The sequence below is a fragment of the Acinetobacter sp. neg1 genome (genome assembly GCF_000788125.1).
Taxonomy (GTDB): domain Bacteria; phylum Pseudomonadota; class Gammaproteobacteria; order Pseudomonadales; family Moraxellaceae; genus Acinetobacter; species Acinetobacter vivianii.
This window is the reverse complement of the sequence record NZ_JSZD01000010.1, coordinates 34965-60073: the sequence shown is the minus strand read 5'-3', so window position 1 is coordinate 60073 and position 25109 is coordinate 34965. Positions and strand designations below refer to the sequence as shown.

At 41.5% G+C, this 25109-nt stretch carries 27 protein-coding genes; 12 read left to right on the top strand and 15 right to left on the bottom strand.

The window, feature by feature from the left end:
• Nucleotides 1-4: 4 nt before the first annotated feature.
• The 4 genes from PJ15_RS07985 to sdsA all read right to left on the bottom strand — a co-directional run bounded on the left by PJ15_RS07985 (nucleotide 5) and on the right by sdsA (nucleotide 5432).
• Complete coding sequence (locus PJ15_RS07985; RefSeq protein ID WP_047429598.1) at nucleotides 5-1258, bottom strand: efflux RND transporter periplasmic adaptor subunit; 1254 nt, start codon at nucleotides 1256-1258, stop codon at nucleotides 5-7.
• On the bottom strand, nucleotides 1245-1895 hold the full coding sequence (locus PJ15_RS07980; protein ID WP_004775212.1) for a phosphatase PAP2 family protein: 651 nt from the start codon (nucleotides 1893-1895) through the stop codon (nucleotides 1245-1247). The genes PJ15_RS07985 and PJ15_RS07980 overlap by 14 nt, the downstream gene beginning before the upstream one ends.
• Before the next feature lie 496 nt (nucleotides 1896-2391).
• Complete coding sequence (locus PJ15_RS07975; protein ID WP_047429596.1) at nucleotides 2392-4440, bottom strand: site-specific recombinase; 2049 nt, start codon at nucleotides 4438-4440, stop codon at nucleotides 2392-2394.
• Nucleotides 4441-4454: 14 nt separating this feature from the next.
• Entirely contained in the window at nucleotides 4455-5432 is a 978-nt protein-coding gene (gene sdsA / locus PJ15_RS07970) for an All-trans-nonaprenyl-diphosphate synthase (protein WP_004775209.1), read from the bottom strand.
• Between the two features lie 448 nt (nucleotides 5433-5880).
• Here sdsA and rplU point away from each other — a divergent pair, with 448 nt between their 5' ends.
• The 7 genes from rplU to PJ15_RS07935 all read left to right on the top strand — a co-directional run bounded on the left by rplU (nucleotide 5881) and on the right by PJ15_RS07935 (nucleotide 11742).
• Nucleotides 5881-6192 carry a 50S ribosomal protein L21 gene (gene rplU, locus PJ15_RS07965; RefSeq protein WP_004652230.1) on the top strand — a complete coding sequence of 104 codons (312 nt, stop codon included), beginning with the start codon at nucleotides 5881-5883 and terminating at the stop codon, nucleotides 6190-6192.
• 18 nt (nucleotides 6193-6210) lie between these two features.
• Nucleotides 6211-6465: a 50S ribosomal protein L27 gene (gene rpmA / locus PJ15_RS07960; RefSeq protein WP_004640422.1), complete on the top strand. Its 255-nt coding sequence runs from the start codon at nucleotides 6211-6213 to the stop codon at nucleotides 6463-6465.
• A gap of 278 nt (nucleotides 6466-6743) precedes the next feature.
• A complete protein-coding gene (gene lolA / locus PJ15_RS07955) occupies nucleotides 6744-7448 on the top strand; it encodes an outer membrane lipoprotein chaperone LolA (protein ID WP_004775207.1) in 705 nt (234 codons plus the stop codon).
• A 123-nt stretch (nucleotides 7449-7571) separates the two neighbouring features.
• Nucleotides 7572-8336, top strand: coding sequence for an RsiV family protein (locus PJ15_RS07950; protein ID WP_047429593.1), 765 nt, complete (start codon nucleotides 7572-7574; stop codon nucleotides 8334-8336).
• A gap of 108 nt (nucleotides 8337-8444) precedes the next feature.
• Nucleotides 8445-9716, top strand: coding sequence for a serine--tRNA ligase (serS, locus tag PJ15_RS07945; RefSeq protein WP_004775204.1), 1272 nt, complete (start codon nucleotides 8445-8447; stop codon nucleotides 9714-9716).
• Between the two features lie 67 nt (nucleotides 9717-9783).
• Nucleotides 9784-11157: a siroheme synthase CysG gene (gene cysG / locus PJ15_RS07940; RefSeq protein WP_047429591.1), complete on the top strand. Its 1374-nt coding sequence runs from the start codon at nucleotides 9784-9786 to the stop codon at nucleotides 11155-11157.
• A 114-nt stretch (nucleotides 11158-11271) separates the two neighbouring features.
• Nucleotides 11272-11742 (top strand): tRNA (cytidine(34)-2'-O)-methyltransferase, encoded by a 471-nt coding sequence (locus tag PJ15_RS07935; protein ID WP_004669235.1) that lies wholly within the window; start codon nucleotides 11272-11274, stop codon nucleotides 11740-11742.
• Nucleotides 11743-11751: 9 nt separating this feature from the next.
• Here the strand turns inward: PJ15_RS07935 and PJ15_RS07930 are convergent, their stop codons facing one another.
• Nucleotides 11752-12132: a VOC family protein gene (locus PJ15_RS07930; RefSeq protein ID WP_047429588.1), complete on the bottom strand. Its 381-nt coding sequence runs from the start codon at nucleotides 12130-12132 to the stop codon at nucleotides 11752-11754.
• Between the two features lie 17 nt (nucleotides 12133-12149).
• Nucleotides 12150-12533, bottom strand: coding sequence for a winged helix-turn-helix transcriptional regulator (locus PJ15_RS07925; RefSeq protein ID WP_005259219.1), 384 nt, complete (start codon nucleotides 12531-12533; stop codon nucleotides 12150-12152).
• A gap of 117 nt (nucleotides 12534-12650) precedes the next feature.
• On the opposite strand from PJ15_RS07925, the gene PJ15_RS07920 reads away from it, so the two are divergent.
• Nucleotides 12651-13205 (top strand): flavodoxin family protein, encoded by a 555-nt coding sequence (locus tag PJ15_RS07920; RefSeq protein ID WP_047429585.1) that lies wholly within the window; start codon nucleotides 12651-12653, stop codon nucleotides 13203-13205.
• A gap of 59 nt (nucleotides 13206-13264) precedes the next feature.
• On the opposite strand, the gene PJ15_RS07915 is transcribed toward PJ15_RS07920, so the two are convergent.
• The 6 genes from PJ15_RS07915 to rpoD all read right to left on the bottom strand — a co-directional run bounded on the left by PJ15_RS07915 (nucleotide 13265) and on the right by rpoD (nucleotide 19825).
• Complete coding sequence (locus PJ15_RS07915; RefSeq protein WP_004775199.1) at nucleotides 13265-14662, bottom strand: APC family permease; 1398 nt, start codon at nucleotides 14660-14662, stop codon at nucleotides 13265-13267.
• A gap of 256 nt (nucleotides 14663-14918) precedes the next feature.
• Nucleotides 14919-16103 (bottom strand): iron-containing alcohol dehydrogenase, encoded by a 1185-nt coding sequence (locus tag PJ15_RS07910; protein WP_005259214.1) that lies wholly within the window; start codon nucleotides 16101-16103, stop codon nucleotides 14919-14921.
• A gap of 1 nt (nucleotide 16104) precedes the next feature.
• Complete coding sequence (locus tag PJ15_RS07905) at nucleotides 16105-16638, bottom strand: hypothetical protein (RefSeq protein ID WP_047429569.1); 534 nt, start codon at nucleotides 16636-16638, stop codon at nucleotides 16105-16107.
• A gap of 81 nt (nucleotides 16639-16719) precedes the next feature.
• The gene (gene lipB / locus PJ15_RS07900; protein WP_047429560.1) at nucleotides 16720-17373 is read right to left on the bottom strand and encodes a lipoyl(octanoyl) transferase LipB; all 654 of its coding nucleotides are present in this window, start codon (nucleotides 17371-17373) and stop codon (nucleotides 16720-16722) included.
• A 148-nt stretch (nucleotides 17374-17521) separates the two neighbouring features.
• Nucleotides 17522-17809 carry a YbeD family protein gene (locus PJ15_RS07895; protein ID WP_004775193.1) on the bottom strand — a complete coding sequence of 96 codons (288 nt, stop codon included), beginning with the start codon at nucleotides 17807-17809 and terminating at the stop codon, nucleotides 17522-17524.
• Between the two features lie 129 nt (nucleotides 17810-17938).
• The gene (rpoD, locus tag PJ15_RS07890) at nucleotides 17939-19825 is read right to left on the bottom strand and encodes an RNA polymerase sigma factor RpoD (protein WP_004775191.1); all 1887 of its coding nucleotides are present in this window, start codon (nucleotides 19823-19825) and stop codon (nucleotides 17939-17941) included.
• A gap of 347 nt (nucleotides 19826-20172) precedes the next feature.
• On the opposite strand from rpoD, the gene PJ15_RS07885 reads away from it, so the two are divergent.
• Together PJ15_RS07885 and PJ15_RS07880 are read left to right on the top strand one after the other, a co-directional pair.
• Nucleotides 20173-20379: a PA3496 family putative envelope integrity protein gene (locus PJ15_RS07885; RefSeq protein ID WP_004775189.1), complete on the top strand. Its 207-nt coding sequence runs from the start codon at nucleotides 20173-20175 to the stop codon at nucleotides 20377-20379.
• Nucleotides 20380-20455: 76 nt separating this feature from the next.
• On the top strand, nucleotides 20456-20980 hold the full coding sequence (locus tag PJ15_RS07880; protein ID WP_004775188.1) for a YecA family protein: 525 nt from the start codon (nucleotides 20456-20458) through the stop codon (nucleotides 20978-20980).
• A gap of 143 nt (nucleotides 20981-21123) precedes the next feature.
• Here the strand turns inward: PJ15_RS07880 and PJ15_RS07875 are convergent, their stop codons facing one another.
• Nucleotides 21124-21729 carry a LysE family translocator gene (locus tag PJ15_RS07875; protein ID WP_047429557.1) on the bottom strand — a complete coding sequence of 202 codons (606 nt, stop codon included), beginning with the start codon at nucleotides 21727-21729 and terminating at the stop codon, nucleotides 21124-21126.
• 102 nt (nucleotides 21730-21831) lie between these two features.
• Here PJ15_RS07875 and PJ15_RS07870 point away from each other — a divergent pair, with 102 nt between their 5' ends.
• On the top strand, nucleotides 21832-22710 hold the full coding sequence (locus tag PJ15_RS07870) for a LysR family transcriptional regulator (protein WP_047429554.1): 879 nt from the start codon (nucleotides 21832-21834) through the stop codon (nucleotides 22708-22710).
• 40 nt (nucleotides 22711-22750) lie between these two features.
• Here PJ15_RS07870 and PJ15_RS07865 read toward each other — a convergent pair whose 3' ends face one another.
• Together PJ15_RS07865 and PJ15_RS07860 are read right to left on the bottom strand one after the other, a co-directional pair.
• A complete protein-coding gene (locus PJ15_RS07865) occupies nucleotides 22751-23368 on the bottom strand; it encodes a DedA family protein (protein WP_047429552.1) in 618 nt (205 codons plus the stop codon).
• A 146-nt stretch (nucleotides 23369-23514) separates the two neighbouring features.
• Nucleotides 23515-24447: a rhodanese-related sulfurtransferase gene (locus tag PJ15_RS07860; protein WP_004775180.1), complete on the bottom strand. Its 933-nt coding sequence runs from the start codon at nucleotides 24445-24447 to the stop codon at nucleotides 23515-23517.
• A 109-nt stretch (nucleotides 24448-24556) separates the two neighbouring features.
• Between PJ15_RS07860 and PJ15_RS07855 the strand changes: the two genes are divergently transcribed.
• Nucleotides 24557-25054 carry a DUF1289 domain-containing protein gene (locus tag PJ15_RS07855; protein ID WP_047429549.1) on the top strand — a complete coding sequence of 166 codons (498 nt, stop codon included), beginning with the start codon at nucleotides 24557-24559 and terminating at the stop codon, nucleotides 25052-25054.
• Nucleotides 25055-25109 lie beyond the last annotated feature (55 nt).

Below are 25109 nucleotides of genomic sequence, written 5' to 3'. Positions count from 1 at the left end.
CCCCTTAAGCTTCTGAAGTTGCTTTTTGTTCAGCTTTTGGTGAGTTGGCTTGCTTTTGTTGTTCAGCTGCTTTTGGCGCTGCATTTTGACCTTCAGCTGCTTTTGGTTGATAAGGTTTTACAGACACTTCCTGTCCTTCTTTTACCTTAGCGACACCGTCAACAACAACTTTATCACCAGCCTGTAGGCCATTTGTCACAATCCAGTCTTGACCTTTCACACCAGCAGTTGTGATCGGACGGGTTTCAATCGCACCTTTAGCATTTACAACCATTGCAACTGCTTGTCCTGTTGGTAAACGAGATACCGCTGCTTGTGGAATCAGGTAAGCATTTGGCAAAATCCCTTGCGAAATCTTGGCAGTTGCATACATACCTGGTAATAACAAATGGTTTGGATTCGAGAAGACTGCACGTAAAGTCACAGTACCTGTATCTGGATTCACACTTGCATCAGAGAATGCCAACTGGCCTTCTACAGGGTATTCAGACCCATCTTCAAGCGTGATTTTGACACGGGTATTGTTACTGTTATTCAAGCTGCCTTTGCTCAGTTGTTGACGAAGACGCAATAACTCAGCACTTGATTGATTGATATCAACATAGATTGGATCAAGCTGTTGAATCGTTACCAATGGATCGGCCTGATTTGCAGTTACCAATGCACCTGGTGTCACCGAAGAACGGCTAGACTGACCAGAAATTGGTGCACGAACAGTTGAGTAGCCCAAAGTAATCTCAGCATTTTTCAATGCTGCCTGAGATGCTGCTACATCTGCTTCGGCCAATTTTACCTGAGCATTGATATCGTCGTATTCTTGTTTAGAAACTGCATTGGTTCCTACAAGTTGACGATAACGGCCTTCTTTTACGCGTAAAGCATTTAAATTCGCTTGTTGACGTAATAACGCCGCACGTGCATTGTCTGCAGTCGCACGGTTGGTGTTTGCATCAATTTGATAAAGTGCTTGACCAGCCTGAACGTAGCTACCTTCAGCAAATAATCGTTTTAAAATAACGCCGCCTGTTTGCGGACGAACTTCTGAAACTTGATAAGCAGAGGTTCGACCTGACAGTTCGACATTCTGTTCAACGCTTTGTGGTTGAGCAACAATGACACCAACTTCTGGAGGTGGCATTTTTTGAGCAGCAGCAGCTTGCTGTGCATCTTTAGGATCTTTGCTACAACCAACAAGCGCAATGCTTGTTGCTAATGCGCAAGCAGTTAGGGCAGGAGCCCAAAGCTTAGCCGACATCATTATTCCACCTCAATTTAGATTTTTTATCTAAAAACAAATTGTTGCTGAAAGTGCTTTGATACAGCCCAAACCAAAGCAACGCAGTCCAAATCAACCCAATTCCCCAACCGGCAAGAACGTCAGTTGGGTAGTGAACCCCCGCATAAACTCTAGATATCCCCATGAAAATAAACCACAAAGTAGATACTAAAATGACACTGGTGCGATATTTATGTTGTCGACATAACAACATGGCTAAACTCGCAAGGGTTGCAGCATAAACGCTATGGGCACTTGGGAAGGATGCGCCATAACTTTGAACCAAGTGATAAAACTCCATTGGTCTCGGCCGATCAATGCTCCATTTCAGAAGCCAACCAATCACAATACTGCCGCTCACACTTAAAGAGATGAATGTCACATTCCTATAATTTTTAATCCAGATTTGGTAAATACACAAAAATGTCGTTAAAAATAATAGAAAAGGCATGCCACCCAGACGGGAGAGCAGAATTGTCACATGGTTAAGCGTAAATGAACGGTGCTCAAAAAAAGCTTGAACACTAAAAAGGTCTAAAGTTGATGCGTTGGAATTCATTAGTCCAATCGCACCGAATCCTAAAAAAAAGCAACCAATACAAAGCAATAGGTACGGCATGCGCTACTCATTATTTGCTTAACCATTATTCAGGGTTGTTGAGTGTTGGAAAGTGTACTCGCGAGTACACTTTTGGTCAAGTCTTGAAATTTTATGATAATTTCATTTTGATGTTTTTTTAAGGTTCAGTAAAAAAACATAACAAAATTTGATGTATATCTCATTTTGGGTTTTAAGTGGTTATTCGGCATTTGACAGTCCTTTCTCTATTTTTTGACCATATCAAAACCCATAAATTCTGACATTACATCTTTAAAAAATAGGTCATAAAAGGGCAGTTTTCTTTCTACCAAACTTAAGTTAATCTAAAAAATCCAGTTCAGATCCGCATCATCTCATCCAGAAGAAACAGTGATATTGGAGCTGAGCAATAATCTCTTGTTTAGCAATCAAGGTTGGAGGAAATCAGCCCATTAAAACTATTTTTGGCGGCTTGATTATATCCAAAAATAGTTCAAATGTTAGACTTGTAGTTTGCTTACTTTTCTGTACAAAGTTAATGGGATGATGAGGTATTTTTAGGCTGTTCTGCCACTTCAACCGGTTGCTTCGGCGGCCAGAAAAAATCACTTGGTCGGGTCAGGAAGTGAGTCAACACTAATTTAGCCAGTGGTGTCCATTGCGCAAAACGAACACGGCGTGCGCGCAACGCAACAATAATGGTTAAGGTAAAGCTGACAAATAAGTTGGTTAAACCAATCAACATGACGCCGAGGAATGACACGATAATCAGACCTATATCTGGATTGCCAATGGTCATCAAACCTTGAATAAAGTTCGCCGAAGCAAAGGCAATATGGCGGATATCCAAAGGTAAGCCGAGGATAAACCCGATTGTTCCCATACTTCCCAGCATGATCCCGAATAAGAAATTACCCGCCAAGGCGCCTAAATTGGTTTCAATATAGCTGGCAAATTTATCTAAGCGTTTTTGTCCCATCCAGCGTTTTAGACGTGGGTGCTGTCGTAGACGTGGCCCTACTTTACGGTAGACTGCCAGATTATCAAAATAGCCTGCGATCAGACCTGATAAAAATAGACATACACCTGCAATCGCCGCATGAGGCACTGCTAAAGAAGTGAAGGGGTTGAGACTGTGCAAAAGCTTTGCCGATTTGGCGTGGTTAAGTAACGGCTCACCCAGATTGTATTGCCATAAAAAGGTAATCAGTGCAGCCGTTGGAATCGCAATTGAAATATTCCCCAAGATCGCAATGAACTGGGTTCGGATAATATTAATAATCAATGCCGCCAACTCAGCAATTTGAGCGGTTTTACTGCCTTTTTGTTGCTGTACCGTGGTGGCAAGTGCGGCAGCCGTCATGGCTGGCTGTTTGGTTGCAACCGTAAAGTGCAACACATGAATCAGTAAAAAGCCCAGTGAGTAATTCATACTGAACAGGAAGGCTTGCATTAAAGGTGCAAGAACCAAGCGAGCAGTCAAAATTTTAAGCGTTGCCATCGTGGCGATAATCACGCCAGCCCCAGCCGCTGCTTTGTACATGCCAAAGAAACCTGCTTTGTCCGTACTTACATAATGCTCACCGGTTTTACTAGCATTTTCAGTTACCTGTAAGGCAATGAGTTCACTGGTAGAGCTTAATAAATGACGGACACTTTTGCCTTCATAGTGGGCTTTGGTCAAATCGATAATCAATTCGCCAAGTGCGGTATAACGTGCTTCAGTTTTGCTGGCCAACAGGGTCAGCAGAAGTTCAATCCGATCGAGCGACTGTTCAAGTAAGGACAGGAGATAGGTCAAACTGATACTGACCCCAATTCGCTTGGTCGCACGACGTATTTTTAACACCACCTCACGACATTGGTCCAGCATGACAAAGGCTTGTGATGCATCGGGTGGCGGTAAAACCACAACTGCATCCTGATCTTCGATCTGTTTTTTATATTTTTCAATAAACTCAATGATATCGCGGTTTTGTACCAGAAAAGGCGATTCATATTCGATAATATCGGGCTGAGCATTAATAAACTCAGGATATAGGCCAATTCCACTAATTCGATAAGACAAAACAGTAATGGCTTTGATCAGCTCATTTTTGGAAATTTGCTTTGCAATGGTATTGCTTTGACTTTCCGCCAGTAGATTAAATAAAGTAATCCAGTCCTGATCATTGATCAGGTCAAGCCATTCACTATCATTTTCCTGATGGAAGACTTTACCCACCAAGGTTTTGAGTTGTTGTCCATCTTCAACTAAGGGAAGGAAATGCGCGCCTAAACGTTGACCTAACTGATTCCAGAAACCATCAAGTGAAAGAATGCCGCTATCGGCATATAAACTGATCTGTTTGTACTGGCTAATCAGTTTGAGTAAAAAGTTTTGTAGCAGAATTGCTGAAGTCGGAGTGAGTAATAATATTTTGATCAGTGCATGAATACGTTGTTTGACTTCATCCGCATCATTGGGATTTTCTGGGCGGATACGATTGACCAGTTCAATCAGGAGATTTTCGTCAAGAACCGCTTGAGGTTGGTCAAGCTGTTCCTGCATTTTTAAAAAAAGATCAGATAAAGTTAAATGCATAAGCAGTCAGAAAATTATTGTAGTCGATGTAAAGCCATGAGCGTCAAATTGATCAGTGCTTGGCGATATTCATTATCAGGTAGCGCCTTCAATGCCTCTAAAGCAGCATCTGTTTCTTGCTGAGCACGTTTTTGACAATATTCCAGGCCACCAGAGTGATGAACAATCTCAATCACTTTGTCCAGTTGCTCAACACCACCCGTTGCGATACTGCGACGAATAATCGCATGATCATCACCTGTTGAATGAGCTAATGCTGAAATTAACGGTAAAGTCGGTTTACCTTCCATTAAATCATCACCGATATTTTTACCTAATGTTTCTGCATCAGAGGTGTAATCCAGAATATCATCGATGATTTGAAAGGCATTGCCAAAATGACCTGCGAAGCGGCGTAATGGTTCACGGTATTCTTCAGTACCTGCCAAAATTGCTGCACCTTCGGTCGCAAGTTCGAACAAACGTGATGTTTTTCCGTGAATAATTCTTAAATAAGTTTCTTCAGTGGTCTCTGGTTGATGCTGGGATTGAAGTTGTAGCACTTCACCTTCAGCAATTTCGCAAGTACCTGTTGAGAAATCTTTGAGTAGGGTAATGTTGTTGAGATCGACCAGTAGATCAAACGCACGTGCAATCAGGAAATCACCCACTAAAACGGCAGTCTGATTATTCCAGGTCGCGTTAGCAGTTGGGCGGCCACGGCGCAGGCTTGACTCATCTACCACATCATCATGCACTAAAGTTGCGGTATGTAGCATTTCGATTACCGCAGCCAGATGCTGTGCTTGTTGCATATTGGCTAAACCACAGGCGCGAGCTGCAAGTAAACACATAATTGGACGCATGCGTTTGCCGCCAGCTTCAACAACATGTTTACTGACTGACATGACCAATCCGACTTTAGAGCTAATTCCTTCATTGATCAGGTGATCCATCGCAGCAAAATCTGTCGCAACAGGGGAGAGAATGTCTTGCTTAAAATCGATAACCATATGAAGAAAAACCTCGTATAGATGGGTAATGCTGCCAAGTGTAGCAATTAATCTATGACTAAACTGTTATATAGACTGTGTAATCCGCTATTTAAAACACGATCATGAACTCTTTGATCTTAAATTAGACAGAAATAGGGCTGTTCCCACCAAGTGTCATTACTTTACTCACGACGGTACAAAACACAGTTTGTTATTGTCATAATTTGTTTTAAAAAATGTATTTCAAATTTTGACGGGAATCAATCAAAAAAGTCCGCCATCAATCTAATTGATTTTACTTAAAAATCCAAGCAAGTTATCAATATGTGGGCATTTATGCAAAATAACTTGTTGTTTGAGCAATTTTCACTTAAAATTTGTCCCCTTGTATAACCCCAGTGGCGTTCGTCTTAAGATCGATATGTCCCTTTATCGGCACGACGACACGGGCAAGTTGGAGTACATTATGTACGCAGTAATCCAAAGCGGTGGTAAACAGCACCGTGTTGTTGAGGGTGAAACCCTTAAAGTAGAATTATTGAAAGCTGAAACTGGCGCGACTATTACGTTTGATGACGTATTAATGGTTGTTAACGGTGACAACATTCAAATCGGTGCTCCAGTTGTAGCTGGCGCAAAAGTAACTGCAGAAGTAGTTGGCCATGGTCGTCACGACAAAATCCGCATCATCAAAATGCGTCGTCGTAAACACTACCGTAAGCAACAAGGTCACCGTCAATGGTTTACCGAGTTGAAAATTACTGGTATCGCAGGCTAACACGAGGAGTAAATAGACATGGCAACTAAAAAAGCCGGTGGATCGACGAAGAACGGTCGTGATTCGAATCCTAAGATGTTGGGTGTTAAAGTTTACGGTGGTCAAACTGTAACTGCTGGTAACATCATCGTTCGTCAACGTGGTACTGAGTTCCACGCTGGTGCAAATGTTGGTATGGGCCGTGACCATACTTTATTTGCTACTGCTGACGGCGTAGTAAAATTTGAAGTGAAAGGTCAATTTGGCCGTCGCTATGTAACTGTTGAAGCTTAAGTTTTAATAGTTCAGAAGAACCCGCTTTTAGCGGGTTTTTTTATGGGCGATTTATGGGAAATATTAAAGTTCAGTTAGGCTGGGGGCTGAAACAAGAAAATAAGTAAAAAAGTTGCTTTTTGATCCTTACAATCTCTACATAAAGGTCGCAACTTCATACATAATGCAGAACTTTGCGACACGAACTACACAAAACCCGTGCTTTTCTTCATTTTTTTAATGATCAAAAACAGTAAGATGTCGGCATAACAGTAGAAATCTGATAGAAGGTTCTTTTTATGAATTTCGTAAAAAAAATGGCTTATGCTGCAACGTTAAGTGCAATCACACTTGCTCCTGTTGTGAGTAGTCAGGTATTTGCTGCACCTGTCGCGGCATCAGCTCAGCAAGCAACAAACAGTCTGGTTCAACAGTTATCTGGCTTGCAACGTTTCACCGCAGATTTTGAACAAAATACAAAAGTTGCAAACAGCAACGGTAATAAAGCCACACAGAAAAAAGGCTTGACCGCTCAGCATATGAATCAGACCTTTAAAGGAACGATGAAAGTTGAACGCCCAGGAAAGTTTTATTGGGAAACCACAAGTCCTGCCAAACAAACCATTGTGACCACAGGTAAAGTGGTGTGGATTTACGATCCTGATTTACAGCAAGCTGTACGTCAAAGTCTGGATGACCAAATTGCAAACACACCTGCATTGTTGTTATCGGGCAATACCAACCAGATTATGCAGTCTTATCGTGTGACTCAGCCTGATCGTAGCAAACTGTATTACACCTTATATCCAAAACAGGAAGATGGTGCATTCCAGAGCTTAACGATTAGTTTTGGTGCCAATAAAGCGCCGAACTTAATGGTATTGCAAGACTCTTTAGGTCAAACGACTTATGTGCGTTTCAGTAATATTAAAGTGAATCAGTCGATTCCAGCCTCGGTGTTTAATTTCACACCGCCTAAGGGCACCGACATTATTGATCAGTAATCATTGAGACCGAGAAAAGCCGCACATGTTGCGGCTTTTTTATGCATGGAAAAGCTGGATACATTTCTTAATTTCATCTCATAGCAAGGCTTTGTATAGTGAAGGAAAACATCTGAGACATGCATAACGATGAATACTTCACAATTATCAAAACTTGTTCCAATTCTCCCTATTCTGGCTGTTGTTGTTTTAGCTGGCTGTCAACCTAAACAAGAGCAGAAAGCGACGACACAAAAAGTGGATATTCCATTGATTCATGCAAAAGTAGTACCAGTCAAACTTCCAAAGCAAAAAGTCTGTCTGGAAGATGGCTGTACCAGTTATGACTTGCAAACGGTTGAAACCAATCAGAAATGGATTGATGAATATTTTGTAAATCGCATGAAAAAAGCTGAACCGAATGCATTTGCAAACCTGACGGATCAACCTGTTAAGGCGCCTGCGGATGGGACGGCACAGAATGAGAGCAGTACTTATGTACGTTTTGTAAGTCAGAACTATAATCTGGCGACATTTGCGATTCAAAGCTACTCTTATTCAGCAGGAGCAGCACATGGCATGTCACATCAGGAGTTTGTGAACTTTGATCTGACCAATAAAAAACATATCACGGTGAGTGAACTGCTTAAACCTGATATGAATACCAAGCTGCGTGATGAACTGTATGCCGCAAATCAGAACTGGCTAGAAGAACATAACATCAAGAAAGAACAATTGCAGGTTAGTGATAACTATTACTATGGCGTGAACGGGATTGTCTTTGTTTACCCGTTGTATGAGCTAGCTTCTTATGCTGAGGGAATGAGTGAATTGACCTTGCCATATTATGCTGCCAAAGAGTTTGTGAAAGCAGAATACTTGCCGAGCTTGCCAAAAGATGCGGGCTAGTTTGAGTGCAGCCTCTACATATCGTGTCTAGAGGCTGCACAAGCGCTGTATTTTTTTAGGTTTAAGCCTTACACTATAGCCAGTTTTTTCCTCTATTCATGATTGATTATGATCGACCCAAAATTACTTAGAAATAATATCGAAGCAGTCAATGCTGCTTTGGCAAAACGTGGTATTCAGTTAAATGTGCAAGAATGGGCTGATTTAGAAGCTCGCCGTAAAGATTTGCAATCCAAAGCTGAAAACTTACAAGCAGAGCGTAATGCTGGTGCTAAACAGGTTGGTCAAATCAAAAAATCGGGTGGGGATGCTTCTGAAATTATGGCGCGTATGGCTGCCATTGGTGATGAAATCAAAGCTGCTGAAGTTGCTTTGGCTGAGTTACAAGCTGAACTTGAGCAAAAATCTCTCGCAATTCCAAACTTGCCAGATGAGTCTGTTCCATTTGGTAAAGATGAGAGCGATAACCTTGAAATCTTGAAGTGGGGCACACCACGTCAATTTGATTTCGAGATCAAAGACCATACCGATCTTGGTGAAATGATGGGTGGTCTTGAGTTTGAAACAGCGACCAAATTGACAGGTTCACGTTTTAGCGTATTGAAAGGGCCTTTGGCGCGTTTACAACGTGCTTTGACTCAGTTCATGCTCGATACACATACCCTTAAAAATGGTTATACCGAAGCCTATGTACCGTATTTAGTTAACGCTGATACGCTACGTGGTACAGGTCAATTACCAAAGTTTGAAGAAGACTTATTTAAGCTTCAGGGTGAAAAAGAGTATTACCTGATTCCGACTGCGGAAGTACCAATCACCAACTTTGTACGTGATGAAATTATCGATGCAGATCGTTTGCCACTGAAATATTCTGCACATACGCCATGTTTCCGTAGTGAAGCGGGTTCTTATGGCCGTGATACGCGTGGTTTAATTCGTCAACACCAATTCGACAAAGTTGAAATGGTGCAAATCGTAAAACCAGAGCACTCTATGCAGGCACTTGAAGACTTAACTGCACATGCAGAGGGCATTTTACAGGCACTCGGCTTACCGTATCGCAAGATTTTACTCTGTGGTGGTGACATGGGCTTCGGCGCGGTTAAAACGTATGACCTAGAAGTATGGGTACCGAGCCAAAATACCTATCGTGAAATCTCAAGCTGCTCAAATACGGGTGATTTCCAAGCACGTCGTATGAAAGCACGCTACCGTGTTGATCAGAAGAAGATCGAATTGGTGCATACTTTAAATGGTTCTGGCCTGGCAGTCGGTCGTACCTTGCTTGCAGTGATGGAAAACTATCAACGTGCTGATGGTTCAATCGAGATTCCAGAAGTTTTACGTCCATATATGGGCGGTGTTAGCTACATCGACTAAACTTTGCATCGATTTTGTGCATAGTTTTTGCTTTAGCTCAATCAGATTGAAAATATAGAGGCGTCGCGTGGAAATTTTCCCAATCTCTTTAAAGTTGCAACAGCAACGTTGTCTGATTGTGGGTGGTGGGCATATTGCCTACCGCAAAGCAAACTTGTTGGTCAAAGCAGGTGCAATTGTTGATGTCATTGCACCTGATATCATTCCTGAATTACATCAGCTTATTGAGCAATCGACAGGGCAATATATTCAATCGCCTTTCTCTGAAAATGTTCTGGCAACAGCTTATCGCTTGGTGATTGCGGCAACAGACCAGCCTGACGTTAATAAAAGCGTATTTGAACAGTGTGAACAGCGTAATCTGCTGGTGAATAGTGTGGATGATATTCCACATTGTCGTTTCATGGTGCCAGCGATTATTGATCGTTCGCCCTTGGTGATTTCGGTCGCTTCCAATGGCGCATCGCCTGTTTTATCCAGACAATTACGCACCCAGATCGAAACCCTTGTGCCGCATGGCATGGGCAAATTGGCTGAGTTTTCTGGTCAATGGCGCAAGCAAGTCAAAGCCAAAATTGCCAATCCTGATGAACGCCGTATTTTTTGGGAAAATCTGTACGCCAGCCCACTGAAAGAGCAGGTCTTTAATGACAATCTTGATGTTGCCAATGATCTGATTCAGCAAGCTTTGACTGAATGGACGGCACCGAAAGGTGAGGTGTATTTGGTCGGCGCGGGGCCGGGCGATCCTGAGCTTTTGACTTTAAAAGCATTGCGTTTAATGCAACAAGCGGATGTGGTGATTTACGACCGTCTCGTATCTGCGCCCATTTTGGACTTATGCCGCCGCGATGCTGAAAAGATTTATGTCGGTAAAGCTCGCTCTAATCATTCGGTTCCACAAGATGGAATCAATGCTTTATTGGTGGAATATGCGCAGCAAGGTAAACGTGTTTGTCGTTTAAAAGGTGGTGATCCGTTTATTTTTGGTCGTGGTGGTGAAGAGATTCAGGAACTGGTTGAAGCCAATGTGACTTTTCAGGTCGTTCCCGGTATTACAGCAGCTTCAGGTTGTTCGGCGTATGCAGGCATTCCACTCACCCATCGTGATTATGCGCAAAGTGTACGTTTCTTGACGGGGCATTTAAAAGAAGGCTCGCCTGAGCTGCCGTGGAATGAATTGGTCTATGAAAACCAAACGCTCGTTCTATATATGGGTTTAGTCGGTTTGGAGCGCATTTGTGAGCAATTAATTGCACATGGTCAGCGTCCAACTATGCCAGTGGCTTTAATTTCAAAAGGCACCACACCTGATCAAAAAGTAGTGGTGGGTACATTGGCGGATATCGCAACTAAGGTATCTGAACATCAGATCGTAGCACCAACTTTAACCATTATTGGTGAAGTGGTGAGTCTACGTGAACAGTTAAAATGGCAATAAAATCTCTCCTTGCGGAGCTATAACCGCTTCTCATCTCTTTAAAAAAAAAGAGGGGGGAGTTCCTCCCTTTTCCAAAGGGAGGTTAGGAGGGATTATGAAAAGTAGAGAAAATTTGTGATTCATGTCGTCCTATACGAGCCTGAGATTCCAGCGAATACAGGTAATATCATTCGTCTATGTGCCAATACTGGTGCGCAACTACATTTGGTCAAACCTTTGGGTTTTGAGCTGGATGATAAAAAGTTGAAGCGTGCAGGTTTGGACTACCACGAATGGGCAAGAATGCAAATTTGGGATAATATCGAGCTTTGCCTTGCTGATTTAAAAGCGAAGGGGGTGGAGCATGTCTTTCCATTGACGACTAAAGGCAGTGCGACGCCACATACCGTCGATCTGAATCGTCCAGTTGCCTTATTGATGGGGCCTGAAACCCGTGGTTTACCTGAACAGGTACGCCTGATGTTTCCGCAAGAGCAGTGGATTCGTTTGCCAATGGCGGAAAACTCAAGAAGCTTGAATCTTTCCAATGCGACAGCCGTGATTGTCTATGAGGCATGGAGACAACAAGGTTTTAAACAACTTTAAGTTCGCAGCTTAGAGATCACCATAAGGGCTTGCAACCACCAGCGTGTAACCATTGAGATCTCTAAACCAGATCTCCCGATGATGTGCATTGGGATTGTATTTAGGGCCTTCCAAAATTTCGACTTGATGGGTTTGTAGTTTTTGTACAATCTCATCAAATCGATTGCTTTCAAACCATAATAAAACGCCGTTGCCAATCAGTCGCTTGGGATCACCAATATGTGGATGCTCATGTGCTTGCCATTGATGCAACTGCAACACCATACATTGTTTAAACAGTAACTGTTCATATTCTTTGCCGCCATGACCACTTTCTAAGCCAAGTACTGTTTGGTACCACTGACTGGTTTTCTCAACATCTGCAACTGCAATTAAAGGTTGTGGATACATATTCGTACCTCATTGTGTTATTCGATCTCTTGTTCTTGTATCGAATCAAAATGTTGTTGAGCGTAGATGACCTGTTCGATATTACTTTCAGCCCAATCTTTTAATTGATACGCCATTTCTGCAACTTCTAAGCCGAGTGGAGTGAGTGAGTAATCAACCCGAATCGGTGCGGTATTCTGGACTTGTCGTTGAATAAAGCCATCACGTTCAAGCATTTTGAGCTTTTGAGACAATACTTTCGGTGAAATACCTTGAATACTTTTTTTCAGTAAATTGAAGTGCTGAGTCTCTCGGGCAAGCACATTGATAATCATTAAAACCCATTTATCTGCAATTTTTTCAAAAAATAAACGTGCAGGACAATGTTGTTGATAAATATCATATTTTAATGCCTGATTCATTTTAAAACCCTTAATTTTTTCAACTGACTATCCCTAGTTACCAAATGGTAACTAATTGACACCTAGTTTCTAAAATATATCATTAAATCGAACTTTTTAAAAATTCTGGATAAATCCATGACAAAAATTGCGGTTGTATATTTCTCTGGCTATGGTCATACCAAAGTGATTGCTGAAACCTTTGCGGGTGCAATTGACGCCTCTCTGATTGAAATTGATCAGAATGGTGAGATTACTGAGCAGGACTGGCAAACGCTTAATGACGCACAAGGTATTGTTTTTGGTGCACCAACTTATATGGCAGCAACGCCGTGGCAGTTTAAGAAATTTGCTGATGCTTCTTCTAAAATCTGGTTTACCCGCGGCTGGCAAGATAAGGTATTTGCTGGCTTTACCAACAGTGCGAGTTTAAATGGTGATAAGCAAGTTACCTTAATCCAGTTGCAAACCTTGGCGTCACAGCACGGTGGAATTTGGGTGAGCTTGGGCTTGTTGCCAGCCAATACCAAAGCGGCTAAACGTGAAGATATCAATAATTTGGGTGGTTCAGTTGGTCTGTTGGTTCAGTCACCGTCAGATGCGAGTACCGATGAAATTCCCACAGGTGATTTAGAGACTGCGAAGCTTTACGCTCAACGTGTGAAAGCAATTGTTGAAAAGTTGCATGGCTAAAATGAAAGATAATAAAAAAGGCGCATTCAACGCCTTTTTTATTTTAAATCGGATGAAGATTAGTGCTTGTCATCAAATTCATTATGTTGTGGTGCGTTGTATTTAAAGCCTTTGGTTTTATAACCCAAGTATAAAATACCAAACATTGCCCACCATAAACCGAACTTCAATGCCGACTCTTCAATTTCAAGCCACATTGCAAAGATGCTGATAAAGCCGAGCAAAGGAATAATTACAAAGCTGATAATGTCTTTCAGGTTTTTAGTTCGGCCATCTCGTAATGCATATCGAGAAATAACAGACAGGTTTACAAAGGTAAATGCTGTCAGTGCACCAAAGCTAATCATTGAAATAACAATATCCAGATCCATAAAGCCCGCAGTCAATGCGACTAAACCGACAATGATAATGTTATACGACGGTGTAAAAGTCTTCGGGCTAATATGACCGAAAATCTTCTTGTTGATCACGCCGTCTCGACCCATCACGTACATTAAGCGAGAAACGCCTGCATGTGCAGAAATCCCTGATGCCATGACCGTTACAATTGCAAAAGCAAGTACGTAAGACTGGAATAATGAACCGCCGACCAAAAGCAGAATCTCAGGTTGAGTTTCAGCAATATTGGTGAAATACGACTTAGGATCATTCGGGAAGTAAATCTGCATAAAGTAGGTGCTAATAATGAAAATAACACCAGCAAATAATGCAGTCAGGAAAATCGCTTTCGGTAAGGTTTTTTCTGTATCTTTGGTTTCTTCTGCCAAAGAGCTGAGAGAGTCAAAACCTGTAAATGAGAAGCAGAGTAGGGTTGCACCTGTAATTAATGCACCAACCGACGTCAGTTCATTCCAGAATGGTTCCATACTCCATAACTGATAGCGGGTTTCAGCCGTAATCGCACCATCCGCATTGATCCCCATTTGCAGTTTGTCATAAACCAGATAGGTAAATGTCGCAATCACAATCAACTGTACCAGTACAATCCAGCTATTAAAGTTGGCGACAAAACGGGCACCACGTAAGTTGATCCCTGTCATAAATGCCGTGAGCACAACTACCCAGACCCAATGATTCACCGTTGGGAACAAGGCTTCTAGATAAATTACCGCCAAGATAATATTGACCATCGGCGAAAGTAAATAATCCAGCCAAGATGACCAACCCACCATGAAACCTACATTGGGATGAATTGATTTTTGTGCATAGGTATAAGCCGATCCTGATGATGGGTATCGACGAATCATGTGACCATAACTGATTGAAGTAAATAAGATTGCAATCAGGGCAACAATATAGGAGGTCGGAACATGGTGATGACTTTCTTCCGAAACCAATCCGAAAGTGTCAAACAAAGTCATGGGTTGGATGTAAGCTAAACCAATAATGATAATGTGCCAAAGACCGAGTGTCTTTTGCAGCTTAGCTACCGATGGAGTCCCAGAGATATTTGTCAACGGCGTTATCCTCATAATCGTTGATCAAGGATCAGCTATGGTTTAAGGATCATTTGAGACGAAATGATCCCCCCTACAGAAAAAACGAAGTGCGCCAATCTATCGTAAAACGCTATAAATTGGCAGTACTTTTACACTTTTTTTAGCAACTTTTTTGCCAAAAGGGTAAACAAAAAGATGAATAAAGATTCACTGAAATAAAATAAAGCCTCAAAATTGAGGCTTTATTCCAATTAAAATTATTTAATTCAATGTATTACCATGCTTTTTGCAGGATTGCACGAATATCCTGCAGGTTTGCTTCTTTTGGATTGTAAATGATTGAGCCATCATTCAATGCCTTTTCAGCCACTTCATCCAGTTGTGCTTCGGTGACTTTACCAGTTTCACGTAAGGTACGTGGTAACTTGGTTAGACTAAATAAGCGGTCACGCATGGCAAGCACTGTGGCAATGGCTTTATCTGCACGGAGATTTGCAGGTGTTTGTGCGTAAATATCCGCACCTGCAAGTGGAAGCAGTAATTCGCCAATCTTGTCGCCATTGATCTCTTTGTTATATTCGAGCACGTATGGCAAGAATAGGTTCATGCACAATCCATGCGGCAGATGAGCAACGGCACCAAGCGCATGACCCAGTGAATGGACTAAGCCAACCATTGAGTTTGAGAAAGCGATCCCAGCCATTGTTGATGCTTGAGCAAGTTCTAGACGACCTTGTGCATCACTAGGATTGTCTAAAACTTTAAACAGGTTTTCGCTGATCTTTTTAATCCCTGCGCTTGCATAGGCATCACTAAGCGGATTGGCTGCCAAACAGGTATAGGCTTCGACACAGTGCGTCAGTGCATCCATACCTGTCATAGCTGTCAAATGCGGTGGCAAGGTTTGGGTCATGCGTGGATCCAGAATCGCAGCATGTGGCATCAAATAGTAAGAGGCAAAAGCCAGTTTTACATTGCGTTGCGTATCAGAAACCACAGCCACCATGGTCACTTCTGAACCTGTACCAGAAGTGGTTGGAATCACGAAGAATGGTTTTAGTGGTTTTGGTAGATTGTGCGCACCTGAATATTGCAATAGGTCATCGCCACCTTCAGACACCAAGATGTTGGTTGCTTTAGAGGTATCAATGACTGAACCTCCACCAATCGCAATGATCGCATCACATTTTTGCTTGCGATATAGTTCAGCAGCTAGGCGAACCACTTCCAGACTTGAATCGGGTGGCACATCATCAAAAATCGCACCAATGACTGCATCAGTTGTGCTGAAAGCAGCTTCGATTGGGCTGAGTAAACCATTGGCACGTACGCCTTTATCGGTAATGATCATTGGGCGTTTTGCGCCTAAAGTCGCTAATTCAAAAGGGATGTGCTCTAACGCAGCGTTACCAGCAATGACTTTTACAGGACAGAAAAACTCGTAATAAGGCTTAGCCATGTTATGCGCTCCGTTTCAGATATGATTTTGCGACTTTAAGATAAATATTTTTTGCACCTGCGAATTTTTCTTTTAATGTCAATTCAGCAGGGTAGCGTTTTACAGCAAGTGAAGCGATCAATTTTGGTAGGATCAAGGCTTCCATTTTATTCAGGCAACGCACTAGACGAATGGCGCTGGAGACATCACCATCAGCGATCATACGGTCATTGGCAAAGGCTTGAGCTGTACTTTCCTGAAATGAAAATACCAGAAAGGCATGGGTCAGATGTTTGAAAGTAATGGTTAAATCTGGCTTGCCTTTGTAGTTTGGCAGAAGCTCTAATTGTCTTTCTTCGGTCACTCGAGCAATGAATGCAGGCCCATTTGGAAAAACATTCATTGAAAGGATAAAACCAACAGGAAACTTGGACACTTCCTCTTGTACTTCACGATCCACTTGGCTTGCCATCACGAGGCCACGACCCACGACATCCATCATGAGTTTGACATAGGCAAATTGCAAAGTGGGCTTCACTGCTTTGGTTGAAATCACTTGCTCATCCCTTATTAAAATTATGCAAAAGCTAATTTAGAGCTTTTACTCTAATTTATTTTGTCGGGATTGAAAAGTAAATTATTCAGATTTGACTACAAGGTCATTAAACAAATCGGTATTTTTTAAATAAGCAATGAAAGTATCACAGAGCTGTTCAAAGCTTGGATAATCTTCAAGTAAGTCTTGCAGGCGCACCATTTCTAAACCTGCATAGCCACATGGGTTAATGGTTTGAAAGCCTGTTAAGTCACAATCAATATTGAGCGCAAGACCATGATAGCTACGACCACGACGAATCTTAAAGCCTAATGAACCGATTTTTCGTCCATCCACATACACCCCAGGGGCATCTGGTTTGGCGTAGGCATCGATATTGTACTGTTTGAGCAAGTCAATCATGGCTTGCTCGGCAAAGCTCACCAAAGTACGGACATGCCATTTCAAGCGATTGAGATCTAATAGGAAATAAGCAACCAGTTGGCCTTTGCCATGCCAAGTGACTTGACCACCACGATCTGTATGAACAATTGGCAGATTACTGTGCATGAGGATGTGTTCGGCTTTACCTGCTTGACCTTGGGTCAAAACATCCTGATGTTGTAATAACCAGACTTCATCAGGGGTGTTTTCATCACGATGGGTTGTGAAGTCCTTCATGGCTTCAAAACGAGTCGTGTAATCTTGTAGATCATTGAAACAACGAATAATTAAGCTTGGTTTTACAGCACTCATTACAACAGAATTTCCTTTGCAACTTTTAATGGGTTAGTGGCGTAATTATGTAATGATTTTGAGAAGATAAATAGCGATTTATCAACAGGAAGGATATTATTTTTACGCAAAAAAAATCCAAAACACTTTCGTATTTTGGATTTCTCTATTAAAGCGCTGTCTTGATTAAAGGACAGGCTGCAAGATCAGCATATAACGCATGAACTTGTTCCAGCTCTTCAAAGCGTAATTGGGCTGTTAAAGAGTGGTATTTACCTGTACGTGAAGGCTGAACTTTTACTGAGTTGCCATCAAATTCAGGGAAGTGCTTCTGCAAAATATCAACAACAGCGACTCGAAGTTCATCCCCTGCATTACCAATCAATTTGATTGGATAGTCCATTGGGAAGACCCAAAGATGTTCTTGTAATTCACGAGAAGGAGTGCGGTCTAACATGAGCAACCTCTTAATTTGAAACGCCTGCATCAGTGCAGGCGCTTTTGATCTAATACATAGATGGGGATGAAGTATTGAACTTCAAGTCTTGAGCAAGGGCTTTAACCCTCACTCAAGATGTCCCAAAGATTAGTCGTTTTCCAGGAATGAACGTAAGTGTTCAGAACGAGAAGGATGACGAAGCTTACGTAATGCTTTCGCTTCAATCTGACGAATACGTTCACGTGTAACGTCAAACTGTTTACCTACTTCTTCTAAAGTATGATCGGTTGGCATGTCGATACCAAAACGCATTTTCAATACTTTTGCTTCACGTTCAGTCAGGTTTTCAAGCACTTCACGCGTCGCTTCTTTCAAGCCTTCCGAGGTCGCAGCATCTACTGGAGAAGTGATGTTTGAGTCCTCAATGAAGTCACCAAGATGCGAATCTTCATCATCACCGATCGGTGTTTCCATCGAAATCGGTTCTTTTGCGATTTTAAGTACTTTACGAACCTTAACTTCGTCCATTTCCAGACGTTCACCTAATTCTTCAGGTGTAGGCTCACGGCCCATTTCTTGAAGTAGCTGACGTGACACACGGTTAATCTTGTTGATCGTTTCAATCATGTGTACTGGAATACGAATGGTACGTGCCTGATCCGCAATCGAACGGGTAATCGCCTGACGAATCCACCAAGTTGCATAAGTCGAGAATTTATAACCACGACGATATTCAAACTTGTCTACGGCTTTCATCAAACCGATGTTACCTTCCTGAATAAGATCGAGGAACTGTAAGCCACGGTTGGTGTATTTTTTCGCAATCGAAATTACCAAACGCAAGTTGGCCTCAACCATTTCTTTTTTGGCACGGCGTGCTTTCGCTTCGCCCACAGCCATACGTTTAGAAATCTCTTTGATGTCTTTAACGTTTAAGCCAAGGTCTTTCTCGATATCGGCAATCTTTTGCTGGAATGCCAATACGTCTGGACGTACTTTTTCCAAATGTGCTTTGGTTTCAGCAGGTGCTTTTGCAATCTGTTCGTCTAACCATGCAGGATTTGATTCTTGCTCTGGGAAGGTGGTACGGAACTGGTTACGGTCCATACGACCACGACGCACTGCATAACGCATGATTTCACGTTCATTTGAACGGATTTGTTCATGTGTACCACGAATCATTTCTGAAATGATTTCAAACAGACGTGGCGTAAATTTGAACATCATGAACACAGCAGCAAGCGCTTCGAGTGCCGCTTTCGCTTCTTCACTGTTACGACCGTGTTTTGCCACAACTGTTTTTGTTTCGTTCCAAGCCGCTTCTAATTCTGAGAAACGAACTTTAGCAACTTCTGGGTCTGGACCTGAATCACCTTCAGAGTCATCATCACCTTCAGATTCTTCTTCTTCGTCATCATCATCAAGTTTGACGTCTTTGGCTTTAGAAGAATCTTTCTCTTCATCTTCTTCTTCAATCTCAGCTTCTTCCAGAACTTCTGGAATTTCTTCGTCAGTTTCCGGATCTAAATAGCCAGAAAGAATATCGGCAAGACGACGTTCGCCAGTTAAAAAATCATTATATTCTTGTAAAACAACTTCAACAGCATTTGGCCAGTAAGCAATCGAATGTAAAACGTCACGAATACCTTCTTCGATGCGTTTTGCAATGCTAATTTCGCCTTCACGTGTAAGAAGTTCAACTGTACCCATTTCACGCATATACATACGTACAGGGTCAGTGGTACGACCAGGCTCACTTTCAACCGATGCTAATACGGCAGCAGCTTCTTCTTCGGCAACTTCGTCAGCAGCTTCAGTTGATTCACCAAACATGGTGTCATCAGTTTCTGGCGCACGTTCATGCACTGGAATACCAACGTCTTGAAGCATCTGGATGATGTCTTCAATCTGCTCACTTTCCGTAATTGAGTCTGGTAGATGATCGTTAACCTCAGCGTAAGTTAAATAACCTTGCTCTTTGCCTCGGCTAATCAGAGCCGCTACTTGCGAAGTAGGGGAATTCATATCGCTCATCTTTGCTTACTCTTTTGTTGAATCTGTGGCGGTGAAAAACCGTGCATGATAGCACAATTCACGATGAATGTTTTGGATTTGATCCGTTTGCTCTAAATAAAAAATAGATTTGATTTCACGTTTGTTCATTGAATATGGGGTTAAGTCATAATTTTTCAAGCGTAATTCCTGTTTAAAGAACTTTTTTCATTGTTAATGTCTCTGGATTATAAATACACAAAAAAACTGCCGAAAAAAACTACAAAACACGGTTTTATGGTAAAAAAAACAAATAAAACTTGACAAGGTGGGCCAAGACCGATAAATAGCGGCTAGACCCATTAACATTTTTTCATTAGAGGTACTTAGTGTCTTCTACAGATTTTGAACTAGATGATGATAACTACGGTGAAGATGATGTTGGTTTTGATGAGTCATCAGGAAAAATCAGCGCTAAAGAATCATTAGAAAAGCGCCGTTTAATTGATGACCTTTTAGCTCAACGTCGTTTAGAACGAGAATTAAAAGATTTTGACTATGATTTCGACGATGATGACCTTGACGACGAAGACTAAGCGAAATTGCTAAGACTTCACGCCCGAAAATGTTATGCTGTTGCCGATGTATTTTTAAAATTGGATTAAACAAAGAATGAGCACGTTAGATTTAGACTTATTGAGTAATTATCTTGACGGTGATCAAAACGAATACGGTCTAGATTTTGCAGCGACTCATGGCTTTTTGTGTGCAATTGCCGTTGGTCCACAATTTGATCGTTGGTTAGATGAACTTTTCGAAGGTAACCAGAAAAAACTTCCTGCTGAAGTACTTGAGCAGGTGAAGCTTTGGTTGGAATCTATTCGTCAGGATTTAGCCAATGAAAATGGAATCGAGTTTCCATTTGAAATCGAAGAAGCTGATGTTGAGTCTAGCTTAGGCGATTGGAGTGTTGGTTTTGTGGATGCAATGTTCCTCAATGAAGATGCATGGTTTGCGCCTGAGTTTGAAGAACAGTTGATTGACTTAACCCTACCGATCATGGTCTTTAGCGGAATTGATGAAGAAGATCCACAAATGGAATCTTTCCGCCGTAATGGTCAGCTAATGGATGAATTGGCAGAAGAAATTCCTGAAAACTTGAATGAACTCTATTTGATGTATCATACGCCAGCGTAATGCTACATCTGGAGCAGCTTAAAAAAGTTGCCCTAGAAAAAATAAATATGAAAACGTCCCTAGAGGACGTTTTTTTATCGGTGGATTTTTATGATTAAAATCAGATCAGGGTATTTATATTACAATGATTATTATTTTAAACCTTAAAATGTGGCAAAAAATAAACTAAGCCCTAAACCACTGAGTACAGCACCAATCACACGATTAATGATTATTTGCTTGGATAAAATCTTATTTCGAATCATTGGGGTAGCACAAAAAATGGCAATGATGCAAAACCATGCGAGGTGACTTGCAGAAATAAAAAGCCCATAGCCGAGAAGTGTTATATTACTATTTTCGGTGTCGATGAGTTGAGAATAAATACTCATGACAAATAATGTGGTTTTAGGATTTAGACTATTGGTGAAAAAGCCATGTTTAAATGCTTGCCAGCGGGTCAGATCAATATTTTTTTCATTCAATCTAACTGGCGCTTGAGTGAATATCTTATAGCCAATATAAATCAGGTAGGTCGCTCCAATATATTGGATGATATGAATTAAGCTGGGAATGTGATGCTGTAAAAACGTTAATCCAATTACGCTATATGCAACATGTACCCAGACACCACAAGCAATACCATAAGCAGTGCAGAGCCCCAAAGATCGACCATAAAGATAACTATTTCGGCTCACGAGGGCAAAATCTGCACCTGGACTAATAACGGCTAATAAGGTGACCAGGCCTACCGTAATTATTTCATTCACTCATCTATTCCTAAGCTAATCATTTTAACAATTTCTATATTTTTCATATTCTTGTTATATTTAAAAACGAAATTAATTCCTGTCTATGCATGAGTTTTTGGAATGATTGAGCGTTTATCTTTGAATTCTCTTAAGTTTTTTTATTATGTTGCTCGTTATGAAAGCATGACGATTGCCGCAGAACGCTTATTTGTGACACAAGGTGCAGTGAGTAAGCAGCTTAAAAGTCTGGAAGAGATGCTCGGTTTTGCTTTATTTATTCGGGAAGCACGAAAATTACGATTAACCCAACAAGGTGAGATTTTATTTGATTGTTGCCAGCAAGTGTTCCAGCAGCTTGATCAATGCTTATTACAATTACAACAACAGACGGACATAAAAAAGAATCTAGTGTTGTCTTGCGAGCCAACGATTGCAATGAAATGGCTGATTCCTCGTTTAGCGCAATTTAAACAGCTTTATCCTGAGTTTGAGGTCAGTCTGTTAACTGCGGGAGGAGAGGTCGATTTCAGGGCGCAAAATATTGACTTGGCTCTACGGAGAGATGATTTTGATTGGGGCACTGCGGTCTACAGCGAAAAAATTGCAGATGAGCAAATGCTCTATGTAAAAGCTCAGCATGCACAGTCTACGGGAAATCAGGTATTTATTTCCAAGTCTAGGCCTCAATTGTGGCAACAATTTAAGCGTCATCATCAAGCGCAACTCAAGGAGATGAAAGCTGTTTCTCTTGAGCATTTTTATTTATGTATTGAAGCTTGTCTGGCAGGGTTGGGAACAACTGTTGTTTCGGCTTATATGGTTGAAAGAGAACTTAAATATCATTTGCTGCAACAGGTGGCCTCTGGCTATGCCGATGGTTCATCTTACTATCTTTTATCGGCACAACCGTTTGAAGAGGATGTTCGAAAGCTATTGTTGAGAGATTGGCTAAGAGATCAGATGCAGCAAAGCCAGTTATGGTTGGCTACTTTAAATTAGTGATCTTGAGAATTGTCGATTGAATACCGTAGGGTTTGGGTTATTGATTGGATTTGTTGAGATAAAATTTCTTAATCGCCCACCACAAGAGATATAGAATAACGATCACTAAAATGATGGTGCTGATACGTTGCATTATCAGGCTCATCAATGCCTGATTCTGACTAAAATGAAAACCTAAATAAGCCAGAAAGCTGGTCCAGATTAAGGTGCCTGCAATGCTATAAAACATAAACTTTGCAAAAGGCATTTTACTCATGCCAGCAGGGATACTAATCAAAGATCGTACCGCAGGAATCATTCTGCCAAAAAAGACAATACGATGCCCATGCTTGTTGAACCAGTCTAGTGCTTTTTCTAAATCAGACACTTGAATACGTAAATACTTGCCGTAGCGTTCGGTTAGATTAAACAAACGTTGCTGAGGAACCTTCCGTCCTATCCAATACAACAGCATCGCTGCGAGAATAGAACCGGCACTGCCTGCCATAATCACACCGATGAGAGTGAGTTCACCTTTCGATGCTGTGTAGCCCGCTGAGGGCATAATAATTTCTGAAGGAATAGGCGGGAAAACGTTATCCAGAAACATTAAAAATGCGATACCTAAATATCCCAGTTTCTCCATGATAGATAGAACCCATTGTTCCAGTCCCATAACGCCCTTATATGATTCATTTGATTGTTGTTTTTAGCATAGTTGTGCTTGTTGTAATGCTCAAGCAGCGAATCGTTACATCATTTTATCATTGTCATAAAAAAGCCATAGTTTAACTATGGCTTGAATACAGTTTGTTTGGCGTTTTACAGACGTTTGCGTTTAGCAGCCGCAATTTGTGACTGGCGCATACGGAAGCCTGCTTTTTGCTTGTCTGAGGTTTTATCAATACAGTAAACACAAGACACGCCATGTTCATAGCTTGGAAGCTCAGCTTCAACTTTAGTGAGTGGCCAGCCACACGCGTGACACTTGATATTTTCACCTTCTTCAACGCCGTGAGTAACCGCAGTGCGCCCGTCAAAAACGAAGCATTCACCTTCCCACATACTTTCTTCAGCAGGAGTTTCTTCTAGGTATTTAAGAATACCGCCTTTCAGGTGATAGACTTCATTAAAACCTTCTTGAAGAAGGAGAGAGGTCGATTTTTCACAACGGATACCGCCAGTACAGAACATCGCAATTTTCTTGTCTTTATGCTGTTCAAGGTTCTGTTTTACGTATTCAGGAAATTCACGGAAAGTTTCTGTTTTAGGATCAATCGCACCCTTGAAGGTACCCGCTTTATATTCATAGTCATTACGGGTATCAATCAGAATCACATCATCACGGCTAATTAGCTCGTTCCATTCTTTAGGATCAAGATAGTGGCCAACCAAATCACGTGGCTTCACTTCTACACCTAAAGTTACAATTTCTTTTTTGAGCTTGATTTTCATTTTACGGAATGGTTTGTCAGAGCTTTCAGACTCTTTATATTCCATTGCGTTAAAACCTTCGTTCAAAAGGAATTGATGAAGCGTATCAATGGCAGCACGGTCACCCGCAACCGTACCGTTAATTCCTTCAGAAGCGACAATCAGAGTTCCACATAAATTGATGCTATTCACTAAATCCAAAAGACGTTGTTGCAGATCAGCTGCATCTGAAACTTCTTTAAATTGATATAGTGCTGCAACAACCCAATTATTGGTCGCTTGCTGTTCTACAGGTGCAAGCTGTTCTACAGTAGCGTTCATGGATAACTCCAAATGTATTAAGATAGGAAAATAAGGCGCATATCTTAGCGCGAAATCTGAAAATAAGCGAGAAAACCATAAAATAAATATGGTTTTATAGGAGTTGGTTTTGAGTAATGATCGTCGAATTCCATCATTGACCCCATGTGCAGGGCGCTGTTCAACGGTATTTGGTGATCTGGTCTGTCGTGGTTGTCGTCGCTTTAATCACGAGGTGATTCAGTGGAATACCTATACTGCCGAGCAACGTTTGATGGTGTGGAAGCGTTTAGATGCACAGCTCGATCAAATTCTTGTGCCTTTATTGCCACATGCGAACTTGCAACATATTGAAGGCTTTATTCAGAATAAGCGGATCAGGGTGTTAGAGAGCGCTAGTAAAGGTCGTAAGCTCTATCATGCCTTAAAGATTTGTGAGAAGAATAAACATTTGTCTCATGAGAGTGGTCTTGGGATTGGTGATGCTCAGGTTAAACCGATCTGGGATGAGTTTGAACGTCGTGTATTGGCTTTGGCGAAAGCGAGCTATGAGCTGGCATGGTTACGTGCAGATGGCATCAGTAACACCTTATTGCGTGCATTAGAATTAGAAGAAGACGAGATTTAACAAAGATTTTAGCTGTAAAGATTCACTTTGATGAGGGTGAATAGATTTAATCCAT

What these genes read in the sequence shown, in the direction of transcription:
- PJ15_RS07985 (WP_047429598.1), bottom strand. Translation starts at nt 1,258, where the DNA reads ATGATGTCGGCTAAGCTTTGGGCTCCTGCCCTAACTGCTTGCGCATTA.
- PJ15_RS07980 (WP_004775212.1), bottom strand. Translation starts at nt 1,895, where the DNA reads ATGCCGTACCTATTGCTTTGTATTGGTTGCTTTTTTTTAGGATTCGGT.
- PJ15_RS07975 (WP_047429596.1), bottom strand. Translation starts at nt 4,440, where the DNA reads ATGCATTTAACTTTATCTGATCTTTTTTTAAAAATGCAGGAACAGCTT.
- sdsA (WP_004775209.1), bottom strand. Translation starts at nt 5,432, where the DNA reads ATGGTTATCGATTTTAAGCAAGACATTCTCTCCCCTGTTGCGACAGAT.
- rplU (WP_004652230.1), top strand. Translation starts at nt 5,881, where the DNA reads ATGTACGCAGTAATCCAAAGCGGTGGTAAACAGCACCGTGTTGTTGAG.
- rpmA (WP_004640422.1), top strand. Translation starts at nt 6,211, where the DNA reads ATGGCAACTAAAAAAGCCGGTGGATCGACGAAGAACGGTCGTGATTCG.
- lolA (WP_004775207.1), top strand. Translation starts at nt 6,744, where the DNA reads ATGAATTTCGTAAAAAAAATGGCTTATGCTGCAACGTTAAGTGCAATC.
- serS (WP_004775204.1), top strand. Translation starts at nt 8,445, where the DNA reads ATGATCGACCCAAAATTACTTAGAAATAATATCGAAGCAGTCAATGCT.
- PJ15_RS07930 (WP_047429588.1), bottom strand. Translation starts at nt 12,132, where the DNA reads ATGTATCCACAACCTTTAATTGCAGTTGCAGATGTTGAGAAAACCAGT.
- PJ15_RS07925 (WP_005259219.1), bottom strand. Translation starts at nt 12,533, where the DNA reads ATGAATCAGGCATTAAAATATGATATTTATCAACAACATTGTCCTGCA.
- PJ15_RS07920 (WP_047429585.1), top strand. Translation starts at nt 12,651, where the DNA reads ATGACAAAAATTGCGGTTGTATATTTCTCTGGCTATGGTCATACCAAA.
- PJ15_RS07910 (WP_005259214.1), bottom strand. Translation starts at nt 16,103, where the DNA reads ATGGCTAAGCCTTATTACGAGTTTTTCTGTCCTGTAAAAGTCATTGCT.
- lipB (WP_047429560.1), bottom strand. Translation starts at nt 17,373, where the DNA reads ATGAGTGCTGTAAAACCAAGCTTAATTATTCGTTGTTTCAATGATCTA.
- PJ15_RS07895 (WP_004775193.1), bottom strand. Translation starts at nt 17,809, where the DNA reads ATGTTAGACCGCACTCCTTCTCGTGAATTACAAGAACATCTTTGGGTC.
- rpoD (WP_004775191.1), bottom strand. Translation starts at nt 19,825, where the DNA reads ATGAGCGATATGAATTCCCCTACTTCGCAAGTAGCGGCTCTGATTAGC.
- PJ15_RS07880 (WP_004775188.1), top strand. Translation starts at nt 20,456, where the DNA reads ATGAGCACGTTAGATTTAGACTTATTGAGTAATTATCTTGACGGTGAT.
- PJ15_RS07870 (WP_047429554.1), top strand. Translation starts at nt 21,832, where the DNA reads ATGATTGAGCGTTTATCTTTGAATTCTCTTAAGTTTTTTTATTATGTT.
- PJ15_RS07865 (WP_047429552.1), bottom strand. Translation starts at nt 23,368, where the DNA reads ATGGGACTGGAACAATGGGTTCTATCTATCATGGAGAAACTGGGATAT.
- PJ15_RS07860 (WP_004775180.1), bottom strand. Translation starts at nt 24,447, where the DNA reads ATGAACGCTACTGTAGAACAGCTTGCACCTGTAGAACAGCAAGCGACC.